Origin of the sequence: Pseudomonas sp. DSV-1, from assembly GCF_035830915.1 — a bacterium.
Classification (GTDB): Bacteria; Pseudomonadota; Gammaproteobacteria; order Pseudomonadales; family Pseudomonadaceae; genus Aquipseudomonas.
On record NZ_JAYMYG010000002.1, the window covers coordinates 114,266 to 132,320 of the forward strand.

Sequence of the window (18,055 nt, forward strand, 5' to 3'; positions counted from 1 at the left end):
ACACCAAATTACTTTTTAACTTGCAAGCTACCCCAGTCAGTTGACAGCGGAACGCCACCAAAAGCCTCAACCTGATTAGATGCATTTTTGAACATCACGAAAGGTGTACCGATACCAGGTACTGCGCGTGCGATCTCAACAAAGACAGTCACTGCAGGCTTAACCTGTTCATAGTCAGCCTCCGTCAGCGCAGAAATTTCCAGCAAATGATCTTCAGCCTTCCACTGCTTGGTTAGGATCTGATCCAGAACCTCAAGGCCTTTACCCTTGTCGGCCATGAAGGTTTTCTGCAGCAGTGCAGAGATAGGGTAGCTCTGCTCAGTGATAACGATGGGAATCCAGCGGAACTCTACATCGTAAGCAGCAGCTATAGCCGATGACTGTTTGTACAGCTTGGCGCAAGCAGAGCACAACGGATCAAATAAGACGTAAGCAATGTTGGAGCCTGTGGTGGAGCTGATGTAGTTCAGCTGGGATATGCCTGCATAGAACTGCTCACGTTGATATGCAGCCTTCTTTACTTGGGCCTCAATGGCAGGCTGAGGGTTGAAAGCCTGCTCCTGATTGAAATCTTGGGCAGCCTGAGTAGGCATCTGACTCACATCAGGCCGAATTGGCGCTGTAGGCAAATCGGGTACCACTGGAGCCTGATTAAGAGCCATTACGCGGCTGCGTTTATCCATCATTGGCCCATTGAGTAATTTGGTGCCGTCTGCAGAAAGGTAAGCGAACCCTGACGATTGCAGGTTCGCTTTATCCGCGAGCATGTCGACCTCCCAAACATAAGTACCCAGGCCGAAATCGATTTTTTCGGTACCGCGAATTTGCGCGTCTGGCATCAGGCGCTGAATGAGCGATGTGTCGGGTCCAGTCGGGGTTGAAACCGGCACTGAAACGCTATGCTCAATATCATTAGATGTTGCGTCAACAGACGTAGCTGCATTAACCAAACCAGATTTACTGCCGTAAAGGACATAGCCACCGACCCCAAGCCCAACGAAAATGGCGAAGCCCAAAGCGCCGAATTTGAGCCTAGAGGGCGTAAAAAATTGGGTTTTCCTTTCATGGATAGAGGTCATGCATGTGCTCCAGCATTGATGGCGGTTGAAGTTGAAAGATGAACAATTGAATCAGAAGGGTGCGAGGTGTAATCAGCGATTTAACATCGTATAGTGATACTACACGGAGTAATGGTTTCCTGCTAGGATACGCGAAAGCTGGCGTCGAGAGGGTGCCAGGCATCGATGGAGCCGGACGTGTCTACTGGAAATCCCCCCCCCGCATCTGAAAGCGCTAAGGGCAAAAAAGCGCCTCAGAACCCCAAGAAACTGACGCCAGAGGCGGCAAAAGAAATTCTCGATGCCAATGGCTTAGTCTCCATGATCCAGGCGGGCCTCGATGCGCGTGCAGAAAAGACAATAAAGAATCGAATCATTTTTGGTCTTTTTATTGCCTTGGGTTGCTCGATTTCAGGTAATTTCGTGCAGTACAAATTTCAACCTGAGCCAAAGTTATTAGCAGAAACAACTGATGGCCGAATTCGACCACTGCCGTTGTTGAATGATCCGATGTACTCGCAGAAAGAGATCTTGGCTTGGTCCCAGAAATGTGTTGAAAGCGCATATCGACTTTCTTGGGTAGATTGGAATACTTCGCTCAGCAACAACACTTTCTGTTTTTCAGATAAAAGCCGGAGTAATTTCTCAGACAGCCTGAAGAAAATAGGTTTGTTGAAGTACTTAACTCCTGAATTACAGGGAAACTTGTACGCGAGAAGCATGACTCCTGTGATGCGCTCATATCAGCTTAACTCGAAAGGCTACTACGAGTGGATAGTCGATGTTCCATATACAGTGAATATTGATGGGCGGGAGCGGGGCACGATGGATGTAGTGATGACTATGAAGGTTCGTCGAACTTCACTTGTACTGCGAGAAGACGGCCTTTGGGTTGAATCGTATCGAATAGTTCCTCGATCAGCTCAAGGGCGTTGATTATGAAAAAGTTAGTACTAGCCGTGTCTATCGTTTCTGTTTTGTTCAACCAGTCAGCTTATGCTGCTGGCAGTGAATCCCAGCAAGGTGAGCCGCTTCCTCCAGCCAGTATCCCAGATATTGCAGATACGATTTTGACTGCGAGTCCAGAGGCGATCATCAATGTGCGTAAGCAAATCATCAGAAACAGTGCAGCACAACGCGTACCTGTGCTTGAGACATTCGACGATATTGCTGAGCCATTGCTAGACATTGAAGAGACGTTCGAAATAACAAGCGAACCGTCCAGTAAAACGCCGACAATTAATATTGCGCGATATATGAGCACAAGCGTGAATTTTGTTGATGCTTACGGTAATCCATGGCCAATACGTAAGGTAGTAAACTTTCTTGAAGGTTTGGTACAAGTCGAAAGAATTTCAGATGCAACTCCTACTGCTGAAGGAGAATCTGGCAAAGGTGGAAGTGGTGGAATAGATCCCCTCGATCCTCAAGCAGGATCGTTTGCTCTGACATCAAGTAAGCACGGTGCTACAGGTAACTTAACCGTGTACCTAGTTAATCGCTCTACTCCGGTAACAATCATGCTGGAGGGCAAGTCAGGGGTATTTCACAAAGAAGCTACCGTTAAACTCACAGAAGTCGGCCCTCAAACGGATTTAGCGAAAATTAATCGATCTGATGAAGTGGTAGTCGGAACAAAAGCAGATTCTGATTTGAATAACGCTCTGTATGGAGTTGGGCCCATTGGAAGTACCGCGATGGTAGTCGAGGGCGGTGAAGGGCGGGTATGGGTTAAAGGTAATGTTATGTATATGCAAACGCCATTATCAGTCTTTTCACCTAAAGTTGTTGGAGCTAGCCATGCCAATGGCCGTTACCGTGCCTACAAACTTCCTGCAAGTACAGTAGTTATGGCCAGTAATGGTGAAGGTAAAACTGTGACGCTGAAGGTAAAGCGCATAGCTCAATCAGATGTGATGGCAGAAGTAGCTAATGGAAGTGGACACTGATGAGCCAGGATATTAATGAGTTGGACTTGGGGCACATCGACGCAGACCCAAGAGACAGAATTTCAGCAAAGCATAATGTTGACCTTCCACGGGTTGGCGGATTTAGTGCAGTCAAAGGAATTTTCAACCCAGCGAATAAAGGGAAGCTGATATTCCTTGGGGTTGTGGCGGCTATCGTTATCGGTGGGGCAGCTTGGAGCTACATGTCGGTCAAAGCTCCAGTACTACAAGGTGGAGCGGGTGTGACCAACGGCGGCTCAATCAAAACACAGAAAAATACGCGTCCGACTAACATGCAGCAGGAAGAAGCCACACGTTATAACGAGGAAGAACTGCCAAAGCTCCAAGAAATAAACCCAAGTGAACATCCCATTGTTGTGACTGAAGATAATGGCGAGTTTGGAAGACAGCGAGACTTTGGGAGACCCGACAGGGTCTCAAAGGTTGGCAATACAGAGCCAGAGGGGCAACCCGGTCTTGGCTCTAATGGGAACCAACAATCTGGTACTCGTCAGCAAGTGCAACAAGTTGCTCCTCCGTCCTCGGAGCAAATAGATATGGTTAAACGATTGATTGCGGCTGAAGGTGAAAAGGTACCTGTACTGCAGACAGTGTCGTGGACATATCAGCAACCTGCTAAAAAGCAAAATGCTAGTGCAGAATATGATGGTTCTGCGGCGAATGGGAGTCAGCGCTATGACAGCAACGGCACCCTAGCAGGTGAGATGCCATCTAAGTGTGAAAAGCCTCTTATTAGGGCTGGTCATCAGTATGTAGCTAGATCAACGATGGCTTTGAATAGTGATGTTGGAGGGCCTGTCATTCTTGAGCTGGTGAACGGCCCACTGCGGAAACATCGAATGACTGGTAAGTTCGAGCGCAAAGAGGAATGGATGCGCATGCAGCTGAACAGTTTAGTTGGCATAAATGATCCGGTTAAGATTAATGCAATCGGGCTCGACATGGACACCGTTCTTAACGCTGTTAGCGGAGATGTGAACTATCACACAATGTATCGCTACGGATGGTGGGGTGTCGGGACCGTTTTAAGTGCAATCGGCAAAGCTTCGGAGCGAAACGCCGATACGAAAACCATTTATGTTGGTGACAACGTTGTCCAGGACACCACAAAAGATACTAGCCGAGAACTAAAAATGGCTCTAGGGGATCTTGGTCAGTCCATAGGTGATGTGATGCAGGATCGTATTAATCGACCCCTGACAGTTTCTCTTAAAGTTAATGACTTAGTCGGCGTCGTCTTTATGGATGATGTGTGCGGCGATAAATAATTAGGATTTCGGCATGTCTAACGATCAAAAAAGTAACGACACAGAATATGGCTTCACTGAAAAAGACCTCCAAACTGATGGCTTGACCGAGTCACTTGAAATACGTGACGACTCGGTCTTGCGCGCTGAACCTGATGATGTCATACGTCGCGATATTCGAGGGCCACGTGAACCTGAGGCGGGCGAGTCTCATGGGCATGAGTCTGAAGACGAATTCGAGGAGATTCAGCCCGAGGGGGCTCTTGCCAAGCCATCGTTCTTCTCAAAGTATCGGTTGCATATTTTGGGCGGTGGAGCAGTTCTTATCATGCTTTGCGGTCTGGGCTGGGTAGCCTCACAGGTCCTGAAACCGACACATACGCCTATCGAAAGAGTCAGCAGCATTGAAACATTTGGTGCGTCCAAACATATTGATCAGCCACATGCGAACACCATGGCAACTGAGCCACTGCAATTTGGGGACGACAGCTCATCCAACGTAGAAACTCGTGAGTCAAATAGCAATGAGCATTTGATTGAGTCTGGCGGTGTACCTGTGCAGCCTATCATCCCCAGGAACGAGCTGGAGCCAGATGAAAAGTTCTACGACACACTTGTTGAGGCCTCAGAGCGTAATTCACTCAATGACAAAGCAGGCAGTAAAGCCGCTCCAGCAGAAGTAAGCGCAGGAACCGATGAGAAGTTTGCAGCAATTTCAGTTGCAATCGCTAACAGCGGTAAAGAAATGACTACTGTATTAGAAACGCTCAGGAACATCAGTGGCGAAATCACAGCTCTGAAAACTCAAATCGCTGCCTCTTCAACCAAAACAGATTTGGTTGAAGGTAAGCTCAATCAATTGACATTGAGTATGAATGAGCTTTCGAAAAGTACCGAAGCGCGATTCAATGATATATCCAAAACCGCAGTGGCTGCTGCAATGAAAGCTATGAAACTTGAGACAGCGAAAAACCCCCCATCGAGTGGGAAACTTGTGCTTGTTGGTGGCGCAATTAAATCTGACTATCCTAAAGTTCAAACACCAGCCAAGCGTGTAGAAGTAAAATCGCCTCAGAAAAATGATTTGGTTGCGACACAAACAAAGGTTCAAGCCCAAGCTAAACCACAGGTCAAGGTTAACGAAGGTAATCAGGCTGTTCAGTGTGGCGCAAGAACAGTATCCCAAATTTGGAAGGTCAAAGGTGTAACAGCAACTGGCGCGTACGTTCGTCGCGATGACGGCAAAGCATTAATGCTTCGTGAAGATGCAGAGGTTCCAGGCTTTGGCCGAGTAAAAAGCTTTGATCCGAACTCGCGAACTGTATGCACCACAAGCGGTTTAATCGCTCGCTGAAAAGGTATAAACAGTGGATTTCACGACTATCTTTACAAATTTGAGTGGCGAGTATCCAGTAATACTGGACACAATCCTGATGATTTTTGCAGTCATGGGTATCTGGATTTCCGCGAACGGTGTTTTCGCTATTATAAAACTTGGCAAGCGTGATAGTGGACTCGTAACTCCAGGTGCCCATATCGCTTGGAAACTGATTGCGGGTTCATCGATGGTAGATCTAGCTCTATGGACAAAGGCTTGGAGCGGTACCCTGTGGGCTAACTCAGACCCCATGGGTATTTCAGAATATAGCGGAGGAGGGTCATACGATCCCGCCATCATGGCTGCAATCGGGATCTTGGTTTTAACAGGATATGTGACACTGGGCCGCGCTTATTTGATGGCTTCTAAACTAGGCACGGTTTCAATTGAATCACGCGGTGATTTGATGGGAAGTATCATGGCCCGAATATTCGCAGGCTCGGCATTGGTTTGTACAGTTCATATAGCCTTAGCAATTCAGGCATCTACAGGCTTGGGTTTTTTTAGTTAACTATCGAAGGAGCTTTACCTATGAAACAGAAAAATAATATTGCTACACGCGCTGTAATGGCAGTAGCAACAATTGCACTTCTCAGTGCCTCAGGTGTTGCGTTTGCAGCAGGTCCTATGATTTCGGACTTTGGGCTGGGCTGGAAAGATGAAGCGAAGATCATGCTTCCTATCATTCTTTTGCTTTTTGCAGCGACGGGGGTCGTTTTCGCTGCATGGGGAGTAATTTCTTCCATCACTACCAAAAAACAACAGCAGCCGCTTACTTGGCAGTTATATTCGATTTGCGGGGGTGCAGCAGCAGTTGTTATTCCTATCATCATTTTGGCCGCATCGGGTTCGTTGACCTCAGGTGCAGGCAACGCCTCGAACAGCTTCGATGAGCTTGGTGTTTCTTACTAAGGAATAACTTCAATGATTGGTACGGTTGACAACCCCGATTTGGCTGGAAAAGTAATTCAAGGATTTTGGTTCGCCAACGAAAGATTACAGAAAGTTGGCATGCAAGTTCTTGATAAAGCTGGATTCAAATGCTACTCCTGCGGGTTTGTTAGCCGTACTAGTAAGAAAATACCGCATGGCTACATGGTGCCTATTGATATACAACACCCAGGTCTTGCTGCACTACAACTAAAAGACGCTAAATGTATGTGTCCTCTTTGTGCTTCAGCGCTAGCAGTCAATTGGTCAGTAGTTGAGCATCCAGCATTAAAAGGAGAGCTGACGCCGTTGGCTGGGAGTTTGATATGGCTGCCAGAAATTGAGCAGAGTAAGTTATCTCTGATTGCTTCCTACATAGCCGTTAGCACGCATTGCTTGGATGTGGCACACCCGCTTGCAGAGGCATTGAATCACGCGGACATCTCGTTCCGAGGGCGCAGAGCCCATCTAGCAAGTAACATTCCATTATATAAAGAAGACTGCGATTCGGACTTTTCTCGGGCATTGGCGCTACTACCTAATGAGTTTCACTCGGCGCGTGATGAAATAATGAGTGGCGTTCGTTTTTGGCCAAATTCAAGCTTTTGGGTTAGTCAGGCTAAATATTGGTTCCAGGCGACTTATTTACCGCTTGAAAAAGCGAATAACTTTTTTGACGAGGTTTAGGGATGGCTCTGAAAATTGGAATTGTGCTTTTTCGAAATGCATCTCCGTTCAGCCGAGATGACAACATTGCATGTGAACATCGCGGCAAGCCATTCTCTTTTTCGGCTACCACAGACCTTCCCTCCCAAACGCTTTGGATTACAAACGCAAGCTCTGACGATCTGTTTCAGGCAGGACTGAACCGCACCCCGCATATTGCGAGTGATAGTTACTTCCGGACCAGGTTGAGCCAAATGGTTCAAGAGCTAGGGCTCCAGACTGTATCGATTGAACAACAAGTAGTCATCCTTGCCGAGGTTTTGGGGTGTGCTGCTGAATTGTTAAAAAAGCAACTTGGACTTACACAGTACCCGGCATTCGGCATGGCCCAGGCAGTAGGCCAGCTGTATGGAAGTGCAGAGGGTCCAAAGAACAGCATATTGCATCATGTGGCAGAACAATCTTGTCAAAGATTCACCGCTTGCGAGCGCAATCGGCGGTACGAAAAAGCTGAGGTCTTTAGCTATTGGTTTCCTAGGGTGCCATGGGCAGATGAAATGCTTAAGTTGCCAGTACCACATGGTGGGCTCAAGGAAATAGCCAAGCACAATTTACCTGATCTAGGTCGATCACCTGCCACACTGGTGAACTGGGCCTTCGATGCCAAAAAACCACTTTTTGCTCGTATTCGACTACACAAGATCGAAGAGCGTGTCGGTAAGTTGATGAACTACGGCGCAGGAGCGCTTGGAGTTAACTCGGTGACCGCGAGAGGGCAGTCATACGATGCGCGCAATTTCAGAGAGTGGTGTGCATTACCAGAATTAGCATTCCTCAGCAGTTTTGGTGAGGTCGAAGTGTTAGATGTAGCGGTGGCCGACTCATGGCAAAACACCGGCCTACGCATATTCAATACCAAACGCTCAGCGATTTCTTATGCTTACGGCCTCGCAGCGGAAAATCTCTGGGTTGGAACACTTCGAAAAAACAGCGGTAATTTTGCAATATCCAAAACGCTGTCTACCGCGTGGCTTCAAGCTGAAGACCGTATGCGGTGCCTGAAGACGGCGCTCACCCTGCACAAAGCCGGAATGGAGATAACCACCTACGGCAATGGACGTATCGGTGTGGTCTGTCCGAAATCCGTACGCATGTTAATACCGCAGGCAGCTCTCGAAAGCGGTTTGCTATACCCCGCCAGTTTGGAAGGGTTGACGCCATACCCAATGAACAACATGTCCGCTCTTTGCGTTCAGCAGCGGCTTATATCGTCCCTTGAGTTTGTTAAAAACATTCAGGTCGACCAGGGTTGCCTCAAAGAGATGGAGCTTGCTCAGCATGCAGCTAAATCCACAACAAAGTGAAATAGTTGATCTTCCATCTGATCAGTCGTGCTTGGTTATTGCAGGGGCAGGATCTGGCAAGACTGCAGTAATTGCTCAGAAAGCAATCAAAATGGCTAAGCTGCAACCTGATGGTCTGAATTTACAGATGCTGACGTTCAGCAACAAAGCAGCCAAAGAAATGAAGGCCCGCGTTCAGCGCGTGAATGGGATCATTCCTCATAATGTGCTTATAGACACATTTCATAGTTATGGAATGAAACTTATCAAGTCAGACCCTCAAGGTTTTGGCTTAGCACCTGAGTTCAGCTTGCTTAGTGAAACTGATGTGAAAAGGTCCCTAAGGGCTCTAGCACACGAGTTAGGTCTGCCTAAGAAAATCGATCCAACTGATAAAAAACGGCTTAACCCGATGAACTGGCTCAACACTTGGAGCCTAAAGCGGCAAAGTGGTTACGACGTAAGGAATCAAAGCAAAAATAAGGGCGTGCTTTGTGAGGCACTACAATCCAGCCATAAATTAACTGATATGGAAACTGAACTGGCTTGGAATACCCTTACTGGGTATGAAAACCAAAAACAAGTTACAAACTGTCTCGACTTTGATGATTTGATTTTCCTACCGCTTTTGCGCGTTACTCGTGATATTGATTTTCTCCAAAGTGTGAGAAAAGAATTAGGCGCGTTAATTGTGGATGAGTACCAGGACACAAACCGTATCCAATACGGCTTGATAGCAAAAATCGCCAAAGGATACTGTTCAGTTTCATGCGTGGGCGACGATGACCAGTCAATATATGGTTGGCGTGGTGCTGAGGTGAAAAACCTCACTAGATTCCAACACGACTTTGATGCTACCACTCTTAGACTAGAGCAAAACTATAGATCTACAAAAGCCATTGTTAATACGGCGCACGATCTCATCAAACACAATGAAGGCCGTCTAGATAAGACTCCGTTTTCAAACGGAGAAGAAGGAGAAGAGCTAACCTTGAACTCTTATCCCGATCATTGGCAGATGGTCCGCGAAATTGCAGAGGGGATTTCGAGGCTTATTGAATCCGGCGTTCCTGCCAAAGACATTGCCATTCTATATCGCACGAATAGAATGGCGGGCTTGCTCGAACCTGCCCTTAGAAGAGAGCGCATCTCCTATCACGTGGTGGGCGGGATGAGTTTGTTTGATCGTTCTGAGGTTTCCGCAATCACGAATGCGGTTAGATTGGCGCGGAATCCCCAAGATACATATGCGTTAAAATCTCTTACGCCATACATCGACAGTTTTGGCGAAGCATCCTGCTATGCAGTATGTGACTGGCTAGCGAATACGCCAGGCGCAACGCTATATGAACTCCCAGAATCGCTGGATAACGTACCGAAACGTGGCCTTTCAACGCTGCGGACATTCATGAGCGACCTTCAGTCGGAAGCTTTGCTATGTCATTCCGCTTTGGAATTTGTTGATTGGGCCGTTAACGGGCCAATGGCAATACTGGATCGAGAAAAAGACGAGCAAATTCGTGAGAAAAAAGAGCAGTACATCAAGATGCTCGCTCACAATATTGAAGATGAACTTCGTGAGCGAAAAGAATCCGGGGAAACACTCTCGTGGCGCGATATTGCCGTTGAGATTGCTTTGCGAGATGCGGGTCAAACTGAAGGCAGCTCTGACCAGGTAACCTTGAGCACCATACATAGGTCCAAGGGCTTGGAATATCCCTATGTCCTGATTGTCGGCATGAGTGAGGGGTTGATGCCTCTCGATGCAAGAAGTGATGTGAGTGATGAAGATGCTGGTTACTCGCACATGGAGGAAGAACGACGCCTAGGTTATGTAGGCATTACGCGTGCAAAAGTTAGCTGCGAGTTTTTTCACTCAGCTCATTATGCATTCCCAGGCAGTGATGACGATAAAATATATGCACCATCTCGCTTCCTAAGTGAAATGGGTTACTCTTGTTCAAATATTCTTACTTCTTCGAACTCCAACGAACCAGATTTTTTACCCGGTTCCTACAACGACGTTCGTCAAGCAATAACTAAAGCTATGGGAATGACAAATTGACTAATATTGTAGATCGCCTATTCGACGGTATCGAAGAGCTTTACGATGGAGTCCGGGGTTGGACTAAAGCTGATCACACACAATATTTTCCCATAGCGTGTCCCCATGACGATATGGTGCTTGCGCTATATAACGGATCACTCATGAGTGTTATTCGAGTGAATGGTTACATGGGACAATATTTTCCCGAACAATTCAAAAATTTGCGCTCTCAGTGGATGACATTGATTCGTAACTCTACGTCTGCTAAAAGTTCGAGTGGCAGTGACCTTTTTTGGTTTTATGAGTACGATCCTGATGGAATGAAAGACGAGATCATGGATAGTCGTCAACCCATGATCGATGCGGGCAAACGCCGAGGATTAAGTTCTGAAGACGTTCTAAGAGAAGAGGCGGGGGTATACGGGTCCATCTGCGCCCGCGAGCGTCAGTACCTGCTGATCGTGACGCATCTAGATTCATTGCCTAAGTCAGATCAGTCTACCGCCCTTGCAGAGCGCCTGCGCGATATTAGACAGTCTGCTAAGGGTCGAAATGGAATGACCCTAAAGGCAGGTGTACGGGCACTTGAAGTTCTTCATGAACAACAAGTAAATAAGATAAAAATGTTTATGAGTAGTGATGAAAGTCGTTACTCGTTTGAGCGTTTGGATAGCTACACTGCGTTGAAAGAAATGCGTTATTCACTCCTTCCTGATGGGACTGGTCCAGGGTGGAAGGCTTTGCTCAAGCCCAAGGATGTACGCACACGCGCAACTGAAGAAGTAAAGCAGTCGTTTAAGGATTCCCAAACAGCGACTGGGAAACCAAATGATTGGACTTTCAAGTTACCACCAAAACTTTCTCATCAAATGCTTGAGGATGCGGTTGATCTTGGGAAGTACGCTGTTATGGGTGATAGGATTTACGCACCTATGTATGTTTCTGAGCTTGCAACAAATCCAACGCATTTGGAGAGCTTTCTAGAAACTTGCTATACCAGACGCCTTCCTGTACGTATGGCCTTCAGTCTTACAACAAATTCTAGCCAGGCGAATTATTGGAATCGCCTGTTTGCTTCTGTCTTTTCATTTGCATCTCAAAGCAATCGCCAAATTTCAAAAGCAGATCAAGCGCTATCCGAGTACACCGAATCTGGAGGTTCGGTGCTAGGCTACGGGCTTGCGGTAACCACTTGGTCAAAAGTCGATGTGACCTATGCCAAAGATGGGGAACCACGTTACAACATCAAAGAATTGCAGTCCCGTGCTCGCGATGTCGAAACTCTTCTTCAGCAATGGGGTGGACAGCAAGTTGACACTATGTACGGTTGTTCAATCGAAGCAACCATGTCAGCAACTGCGGGCTACGCTATTCCCCCAATCTGTCCTAAAGCCCCTCAAACCGAATTTGATATAATCTCGCAATTACCTATTATGCGTCCAGCTAGTCTTTGGGACCCACGATTAAGTATGTGGTTCAGGACCCCTGATGGGGTACTAATGCCGTACCAACCAATGAGCAAAAAGCAAAACGCCATGATTACTCTTATCACTGGCGGGATGGGATACGGTAAATCAAACTGTATTTCCGAGCATATCTTTTACTTTGCTAATCACCCTTTGGCCAGGGAAATGCCATACATTCGAGGAATAGACTTCGGTTCATCATCCTCGGGCGTAATTGACATGGTTAGAGACTCTCTGCCTGCTGATCGAAAACATGAAGCCCAATTTATTGAATTTACTAACAATGGGAGCATAGTCAAGAATCAACTAGATACGCGACTTTGTCTTAGGTATCCACTTGAGGACCATAAGCAACACCTGTTGAGCTTCCTCAGCATTATGTGTGAAGAATTGTTGGAGGATGCGGGTATTGCGAACGTAATGAACGTTCTCAAAGTCGTCATTGATTTGGCTTACAGTGCCAAAGATCCAAACGAGCGGCAGTCTCAACCAGCAATGTTTCAACCCCTTGCTGCAAATCCAATTGTGATTGCAGCTCTGGATAAAATTGAATATGAAATCAAACCAGATGAGTGCTACTGGGATATTGTTGACGCTCTTGCACACTACGGTGTGAAACACAAAGATAACTCAATTTTATATGCTGCTCGAATTGCTCAAAGGTCGGCTGTACCTGTTTTCGGTGACTTGGTACTAGTGGTGGATTCCTTATCACAGCGCTTCGGTGACATGAAGTACAAGGGGCAACCCCTGACATCTGCGATTGCTAACAGCCTGTCATCGGCAAATTCATTGTTCCCATGCTTGCGTGGTATGACAAACATTGATATTTCAGAATCTAGGGTCTGTGTATTCGATATGACAACTGTTTTCGGGCGTGGAACGGCCTCGTTCAACGATTGGGAACGAACAGTATATTTCTCAGTGGCAATGCGATTGCTGACGGAGGACCTTTTTGTCAACATGAAATTTACGGGCCCAGAGATTATTGCTAATCAAAAACAACTTGGTCTATCCCCTGTAATGGTCAAATATCACTTGACCTACCTAGAAACACAGGATCAGGTAGATAAGCTGTTCTGGGCTGATGAGGTTCACCGTCTCGGTAAGGTTGCAGGAGCTTTGAGCATTATCGACTCTATGGGCTTTGAGGGGCGTAAGTACCAGGTCGGCATCTTGCTAGGCACACAAATACCTGAGCATCTCCCACAAGATCTGCTGAGATTGGCTTCTACAATTCTTATCTTTGGAGTAAGCCAGGATATGGATACTGCCAACAGAGTTCAAACGATCCTCACCCTAAATGACGACGAGCGTGATGCTATATATGGTATTACGAGACCAACCGCGATCAAGGGTGCCATGGTGTTTGCTCAGTTCAAGACTTCTGATGGTGTTCAGAACCTGTTGTTACACTTCCAGATGGGCGGCATCAAGCGTTGGGCATATGCAACAGAGCCAGATGAGCGTGCACTTCGTGGTATCCTTTACCGAGATGGAAAATCTGCATCATGGGCTCGGGCAACACTTGCGAAGCATGTGCCTGATACTGAAGCAGCGATTAAGGCAAAGATGGAAAGTGCCGCTGGCAAAAATTTGAGTCGGCAGGAAGCAACAGAGCAAATAGCGATAGAGCTGCTTCGTAAGTAGTAACGTCGTGGCTTAAGAATTGACAGGAGACGGTGCTTTGATTTTGTGTGAATATCTGGTAGGCGTTGGGGGCAACAATGCACCAACCATTATTTTAAATGGTCAGGCAGGCTACATTGGTGATGATCTAACTCTCGGGCGTTGCGACTTGATCGCCAGAATGGGGCGCAGAGACCTCATCCTTGAACTGGTTGATGAGGAAGGTGCGCCGTGTGAGTGGGTGGGCTTAGTAGCGCTACCACCTACGATCACGGAACTCTTAGAGGCAGGGAAGGTCGTAATGGTAATCGATGGACTGCGTAGTCTGGGGGTGGTTTGTAGTGGTCAACTTATCCCGGACACGACTTTAAGTTTTTCCTCGGCCCGCGCTGGAGCCAACCCATCGTTGAATTGATGAGGCCTAATCCAATTGTAGCGATGCATCAAAAAATGGCTGATATCGCGCTGTGCTTCCTGCGCAGTTCGATAGCCCACGGTCGGTATCCATTCTGTTTTCAAGCTGCGAAATACGCGCTCCATCGGTGCGTTATCCCAGCAGTTTCCTCGTCGACTCATGCTCTGGCGCATGCGGTATCGCCACAACCGCTGGCGAAAGAGTCGGCTTGCATATTGCGATCCCTGGTCCGAGTGGAATAGCAGATCCGAAGGCCTGCCACGCTGCTCGTAAGCCATATCTAGCGCTTTGATCACCAGCTCAGCGTCTGGCTTTTCCGACAGCGCCCAGCCCACGATCCGACGCGTACAAAGATCCAGGACGACAGCCAGGTAATGCCACTTTCCTTGCGCCCAAATGTAGGTGATATCGCCGCACCAGACTTGATTGGGCGCTGGCACGTCGAACTCGCGGTTCAATGTGTTCGGGATATCCAGTCTTTCTACTGTTGCTCGTTTGTAGGCATGGGAGCCGGGTTGTTTGCTGACTAAATCAAGCTCGCGCATCAAGCTGCGCACTTTGAATCGACCGATCTGCTCACCGTCTTCACGCATCAGCGACAAAATGCTGCGACTGCCCGCAGCACTGCGACTTTGTGAGAACAGCTCACTGACACGCCTACGCAATCGAAGCCGTTCAACAGCGGGTGAGCGGCGCCGCAGGCGCTGGGCGTAGTAACACGAGCGAGTGACGTCAAACACCTTGCACAGCCAATCAACCGGCTCATGTGCGCTCAACTGGTCAATCAGCGCGAACGCTCGTGATCTTCCGACATCAAGAGCGCGGTAGCCTTTTTTAATATTGATTTCTCTCGCTCAAGCCGAGCAATCCGAGCTTCCAGCTCCTGAATTTTTTGCTGTTCAGGAGTCAGTGCTTTGTTCTGCGGGGTGACGCCTTTATGTTCTTTCTGAATCTGGTCAACCCAGCGGCGCAATGCCGACTCACCAATGCCGAGTGAACGGCTGGCTTCGATGTAGCTGTAGTTTTGCTTGAGCACAAGGTCGGCAGCCTCGCGCTTGAATTCAGGAGTAAAGGAGCGGCGTTGTTTGGTCATCTGACACCTCGATCTGGCGAGCATTCTCGCCTAAATGGGTGTCCGGTTTCATTAGACCACTACAGTTAACCCCATTCGCGGTGTAGAACTAGATAATGGCGTGGTAAATTATGCAACCTGAAAGTACCGATAAAACTATTCAAGAGATGATCGATAGCTTCGATGCATTTCTGCTATGCGGGCCGAGACAGGTCTCCGCTTTACGCCTGAACGGTCGAGATTCTCCAGCTGATATTCTTGTCGAATCCCAAGACTGGTCTTTTATCACAAAGGACCGTCCCGTCTACGATTGTCGGGCAAATGATATTCAGGATCTGATGCCCAGCCCCCGCGATATACTCCGGTCTCTCGCTGAATACAAAGAAGAAAAGTCGTTCTCGATGCGCATGGGCTGAGACTTAGCTGAGTGCCAGGTAAGCGTCTTTTCTAAATAGGAGCTGTACTACCTCTCCCGCTTGAGCGCCGCCTTTTCGGTCCTGTGGTGTTTCCTTAGGTTGGTTGAAATTCAGCTTTGCTGGCCATGCCCCTTTCTCAATGATGATGGGTAAGCTAGCGTGGAAGGTAGCGTTGATGAGATTTCTATTTTCCGCTCGGTATGACAGATTGACCCGAATATATGGCGACACTGGGTTGACCCACCGTACCGACTGATAGGCTGTTCGCTCAATTGCTCGTATTTCGCGATCAGCATCTCTTTTCTCAAGCTCTCTGATGGCTTGAACTCGGGTCATTGCTTTGCTGCTGAATGATTTGGTCGATGTGGTGAAACCGACAGTTTGTAGGCTCGGGCAGCGGAAAACCCTGACTTCCCGCCAACACTGCAGTGAATGCGCACGACCCAGATGTAGTTTTTTAAAAACTTCTCTCAACTTGCGTTGGCGGTCCTTATCAGTGGCCGCTTCAATGCTTGTCGCAGCGGCTTTGAACGCCAGCTTACTGGAGTTCAAGTCATCAATTGCGGATAGCAACCCTGCGTCTGCCTCGATAAGAGCCGGGTAGCGAGGCACATTGCCGTGCTCGGCGCTCTCCATCACATCCCAGTCTGATAGAGCCTTGATGAGAAGCTCTGACGAATCGCCAAAAATTTGGATGCCTGTTGAGCTGAAAAAAGCGCTACGACCTATCGAGCCAGGGCGCAGCGCTTCTCTTTTGCAGCGGTTTAGGGATTCAACCAGGTCTGAAAGGGCATCAGACGCAAAGCATATACCTTCACCTTCAGTCATGATCTAACTCCGTTTTGAGTCCGTCCATACAATTTTCTTGTTAATCGCCTGACCTTTAACCGGAGTCTCTTGCGCAGTTTTCATGCTTTTTCGGGGACTGGTTACTTTGGTCGGTGTGGTCTTAGCTTCTGACTCTTCATCTTCCGTCGATGAGCTTTTCCATTTCCCTTTCTTCCAGATTAGTTCAGGGTCTAACCCGCGTGACTCAGCTTCAACTTGCACTGTGTCCTTAATAACTGACCAGTTGGATAAGTTTTCCTTCAGTAATTTATAGATCAAAGTAACTAGAATCTTTGTAGACTCTTTACAAACATCAAATCCTTCATTTCGGATTCGATATATTGAATTCTTGTCGATGCCTAATAGAGGCCCTGCAGAGTACTCTTTGAATCCCGGCTCAGCTTTCTGTACAAGCAAGATGAACTCAGTAAAAGACGGCGTCCACATTTTAGGAAGATGTTCTGGGTATGCGGCATACAGACGCAGCAAAATGGCCAGTGGTGCTTTCAGCGGCAAATCAGCGTTTTTAAGGCCGTACATCGCTGCCGTATTCATGCCAAAAGCAGTAGCTCGTTCGATGAGACCTAATTGCTGGGTGCTAGCGAATTGGTCAAGGTTACTCCCTCGCAGCATGACTGGTTGAGAAAGGTCTCCGTTCTCCTCAGTGACGCTGGATTTGAGTGTTTTCTTACGCACGTCGCAATTCCTGAATCGGTGGAAATAGGTATAGTATAGATGTACATTGCGTTTAGTAAGCCCGGTTTTACCGTGTGTCTAGTGGAGTAGGTATGTCAAAAATCAATCTGACCACGGTTCTGTGGTATCAGGCAGGCAAGGATCGTAGGCCGATAATGCCAACGCTTGCTTTGGAGGGTATAGAAAGTCGATTTCCCAGCGTCAAATTTCCATCAAGTGGAATGACATTTTTATACGGTCATAGGAATCCAGGCGAGGCATACCTCCTCAAAGAAGCGCCTAAACATGATTTAACCCCAGCTATTGTCCAAGTGCCAGTGGATATTGGAAATTGGTTAAGGAATAAAGCAGGGTTTGCTCCGGATGACCCAGAGCGAGGTATTGAACATACCGGTTTCTTGGCTATGTCTAGAGCGAAAAAAGAAGTGACTGATGCTGTTGAGTCAGTTTGGGAACGCAACCTCCCTGAAGGTCACGAAGACTTTAAAAGGAGCGGAACACGATTTGCAAACTTCATGGACGAGGTAATATTGATGGAAAAATTTAAACACTTGAGTGTTATCGCCTACACGATTAATACGAAAGAAGCTGGTGACTTTCAGGTAGCAACGCTATTCAATCTAAGCGCTATCGACGGTGTTACTTGCGGGCAACTGCTTAGTGGCATCGACATCACCTGTGAAGCAATATAAAACTGAACAGATCAGTAACTAACTGCACCCACCCCCCCCATTTTATTAATCTTTGGCCTCTGCACCGGGCTTACGGCCAGCAACGGGAGCAACCGTTAGGCTATCGACTGGCGGCTCCAAATAATTGACGCAGCAGGGCCTTGCGCCTACCATCACGATGGGAGATGGTGGCGGAAGCGCCCTTTTTTTTGAGCCGTTTAGC

The 18,055-nt window shown here is 47.6% G+C and carries 16 protein-coding genes; 12 read left to right on the forward strand and 4 right to left on the reverse strand.

Translation table 11 applies throughout. The features are described 5' to 3' along the window. Positions 1-8: 8 nt before the first annotated feature. Positions 9-1,079, reverse strand: coding sequence for a DsbA family protein (locus tag VSQ83_RS24995; protein WP_326427833.1), 1,071 nt, complete (start codon positions 1,077-1,079; stop codon positions 9-11). Between the two features lie 177 nt (positions 1,080-1,256). Here VSQ83_RS24995 and VSQ83_RS25000 point away from each other — a divergent pair, with 177 nt between their 5' ends. From VSQ83_RS25000 to VSQ83_RS25045, 10 genes are all read left to right on the forward strand, one after another. Further along, positions 1,257-1,994, forward strand: coding sequence for a DotI/IcmL family type IV secretion protein (locus VSQ83_RS25000; protein WP_169873027.1), 738 nt, complete (start codon positions 1,257-1,259; stop codon positions 1,992-1,994). A 2-nt stretch (positions 1,995-1,996) separates the two neighbouring features. Then, positions 1,997-3,007, forward strand: coding sequence for a DotH/IcmK family type IV secretion protein (locus tag VSQ83_RS25005; RefSeq protein ID WP_169873028.1), 1,011 nt, complete (start codon positions 1,997-1,999; stop codon positions 3,005-3,007). Continuing rightward, positions 3,007-4,296, forward strand: a complete 1,290-nt coding sequence (locus VSQ83_RS25010; RefSeq protein WP_326427834.1) for a DotG/IcmE/VirB10 family protein — start codon at positions 3,007-3,009, stop codon at positions 4,294-4,296. Before VSQ83_RS25005 ends, VSQ83_RS25010 begins: the two co-directional genes overlap by 1 nt. A gap of 13 nt (positions 4,297-4,309) precedes the next feature. Continuing rightward, positions 4,310-5,629, forward strand: a complete 1,320-nt coding sequence (locus tag VSQ83_RS25015) for a hypothetical protein (protein ID WP_169873030.1) — start codon at positions 4,310-4,312, stop codon at positions 5,627-5,629. Positions 5,630-5,642: 13 nt separating this feature from the next. Continuing rightward, on the forward strand, positions 5,643-6,164 hold the full coding sequence (locus tag VSQ83_RS25020; RefSeq protein ID WP_169873031.1) for a hypothetical protein: 522 nt from the start codon (positions 5,643-5,645) through the stop codon (positions 6,162-6,164). A 20-nt stretch (positions 6,165-6,184) separates the two neighbouring features. Next, a complete protein-coding gene (locus VSQ83_RS25025; protein ID WP_169873032.1) occupies positions 6,185-6,565 on the forward strand; it encodes a hypothetical protein in 381 nt (126 codons plus the stop codon). A 12-nt stretch (positions 6,566-6,577) separates the two neighbouring features. Continuing rightward, positions 6,578-7,270: a hypothetical protein gene (locus VSQ83_RS25030; protein ID WP_169873033.1), complete on the forward strand. Its 693-nt coding sequence runs from the start codon at positions 6,578-6,580 to the stop codon at positions 7,268-7,270. Between the two features lie 2 nt (positions 7,271-7,272). Continuing rightward, the gene (locus tag VSQ83_RS25035; RefSeq protein WP_169873034.1) at positions 7,273-8,613 is read left to right on the forward strand and encodes a hypothetical protein; all 1,341 of its coding nucleotides are present in this window, start codon (positions 7,273-7,275) and stop codon (positions 8,611-8,613) included. After that, positions 8,588-10,657 (forward strand): ATP-dependent helicase, encoded by a 2,070-nt coding sequence (locus VSQ83_RS25040; protein ID WP_169873035.1) that lies wholly within the window; start codon positions 8,588-8,590, stop codon positions 10,655-10,657. The genes VSQ83_RS25035 and VSQ83_RS25040 overlap by 26 nt, the downstream gene beginning before the upstream one ends. A 143-nt stretch (positions 10,658-10,800) precedes the next feature. Then, positions 10,801-13,755, forward strand: coding sequence for a hypothetical protein (locus tag VSQ83_RS25045; RefSeq protein ID WP_326427836.1), 2,955 nt, complete (start codon positions 10,801-10,803; stop codon positions 13,753-13,755). 324 nt (positions 13,756-14,079) lie between these two features. Here the strand turns inward: VSQ83_RS25045 and VSQ83_RS25050 are convergent. Continuing rightward, positions 14,080-15,242, reverse strand: a protein-coding gene (locus tag VSQ83_RS25050; RefSeq protein WP_094991569.1) for an IS3 family transposase whose coding sequence is annotated in 2 segments (ribosomal slippage) — positions 14,080-14,987 and positions 14,987-15,242 — 1,164 coding nt in all. Because the reading frame shifts where the segments join, the coding sequence is not laid out codon by codon here. Positions 15,243-15,352: 110 nt separating this feature from the next. Here VSQ83_RS25050 and VSQ83_RS25055 point away from each other — a divergent pair. Further along, positions 15,353-15,637 (forward strand): hypothetical protein, encoded by a 285-nt coding sequence (locus tag VSQ83_RS25055; protein WP_326427838.1) that lies wholly within the window; start codon positions 15,353-15,355, stop codon positions 15,635-15,637. A 3-nt stretch (positions 15,638-15,640) separates the two neighbouring features. Here the strand turns inward: VSQ83_RS25055 and VSQ83_RS25060 are convergent, their stop codons facing one another. After that, positions 15,641-16,465 (reverse strand): hypothetical protein, encoded by an 825-nt coding sequence (locus tag VSQ83_RS25060; RefSeq protein ID WP_169873039.1) that lies wholly within the window; start codon positions 16,463-16,465, stop codon positions 15,641-15,643. A 3-nt stretch (positions 16,466-16,468) separates the two neighbouring features. Then, a complete protein-coding gene (locus VSQ83_RS25065) occupies positions 16,469-17,161 on the reverse strand; it encodes a hypothetical protein (RefSeq protein ID WP_169873040.1) in 693 nt (230 codons plus the stop codon). A gap of 92 nt (positions 17,162-17,253) precedes the next feature. Between VSQ83_RS25065 and VSQ83_RS25070 the strand changes: the two genes are divergently transcribed. Continuing rightward, a complete protein-coding gene (locus tag VSQ83_RS25070; protein WP_169873041.1) occupies positions 17,254-17,853 on the forward strand; it encodes a hypothetical protein in 600 nt (199 codons plus the stop codon). Positions 17,854-18,055: the final 202 nt, after the last annotated feature.

What these genes read in the sequence shown, in the direction of transcription:
- VSQ83_RS25040 (WP_169873035.1), top strand. Translation starts at nt 8,588, where the DNA reads ATGCAGCTAAATCCACAACAAAGTGAAATAGTTGATCTTCCATCTGAT.
- VSQ83_RS25010 (WP_326427834.1), top strand. Translation starts at nt 3,007, where the DNA reads ATGAGCCAGGATATTAATGAGTTGGACTTGGGGCACATCGACGCAGAC.
- VSQ83_RS24995 (WP_326427833.1), bottom strand. Translation starts at nt 1,079, where the DNA reads ATGACCTCTATCCATGAAAGGAAAACCCAATTTTTTACGCCCTCTAGG.
- VSQ83_RS25025 (WP_169873032.1), top strand. Translation starts at nt 6,185, where the DNA reads ATGAAACAGAAAAATAATATTGCTACACGCGCTGTAATGGCAGTAGCA.
- VSQ83_RS25030 (WP_169873033.1), top strand. Translation starts at nt 6,578, where the DNA reads ATGATTGGTACGGTTGACAACCCCGATTTGGCTGGAAAAGTAATTCAA.
- VSQ83_RS25060 (WP_169873039.1), bottom strand. Translation starts at nt 16,465, where the DNA reads ATGACTGAAGGTGAAGGTATATGCTTTGCGTCTGATGCCCTTTCAGAC.
- VSQ83_RS25045 (WP_326427836.1), top strand. Translation starts at nt 10,801, where the DNA reads ATGAGTGTTATTCGAGTGAATGGTTACATGGGACAATATTTTCCCGAA.
- VSQ83_RS25035 (WP_169873034.1), top strand. Translation starts at nt 7,273, where the DNA reads ATGGCTCTGAAAATTGGAATTGTGCTTTTTCGAAATGCATCTCCGTTC.
- VSQ83_RS25015 (WP_169873030.1), top strand. Translation starts at nt 4,310, where the DNA reads ATGTCTAACGATCAAAAAAGTAACGACACAGAATATGGCTTCACTGAA.
- VSQ83_RS25070 (WP_169873041.1), top strand. Translation starts at nt 17,254, where the DNA reads ATGTCAAAAATCAATCTGACCACGGTTCTGTGGTATCAGGCAGGCAAG.
- VSQ83_RS25005 (WP_169873028.1), top strand. Translation starts at nt 1,997, where the DNA reads ATGAAAAAGTTAGTACTAGCCGTGTCTATCGTTTCTGTTTTGTTCAAC.
- VSQ83_RS25055 (WP_326427838.1), top strand. Translation starts at nt 15,353, where the DNA reads ATGCAACCTGAAAGTACCGATAAAACTATTCAAGAGATGATCGATAGC.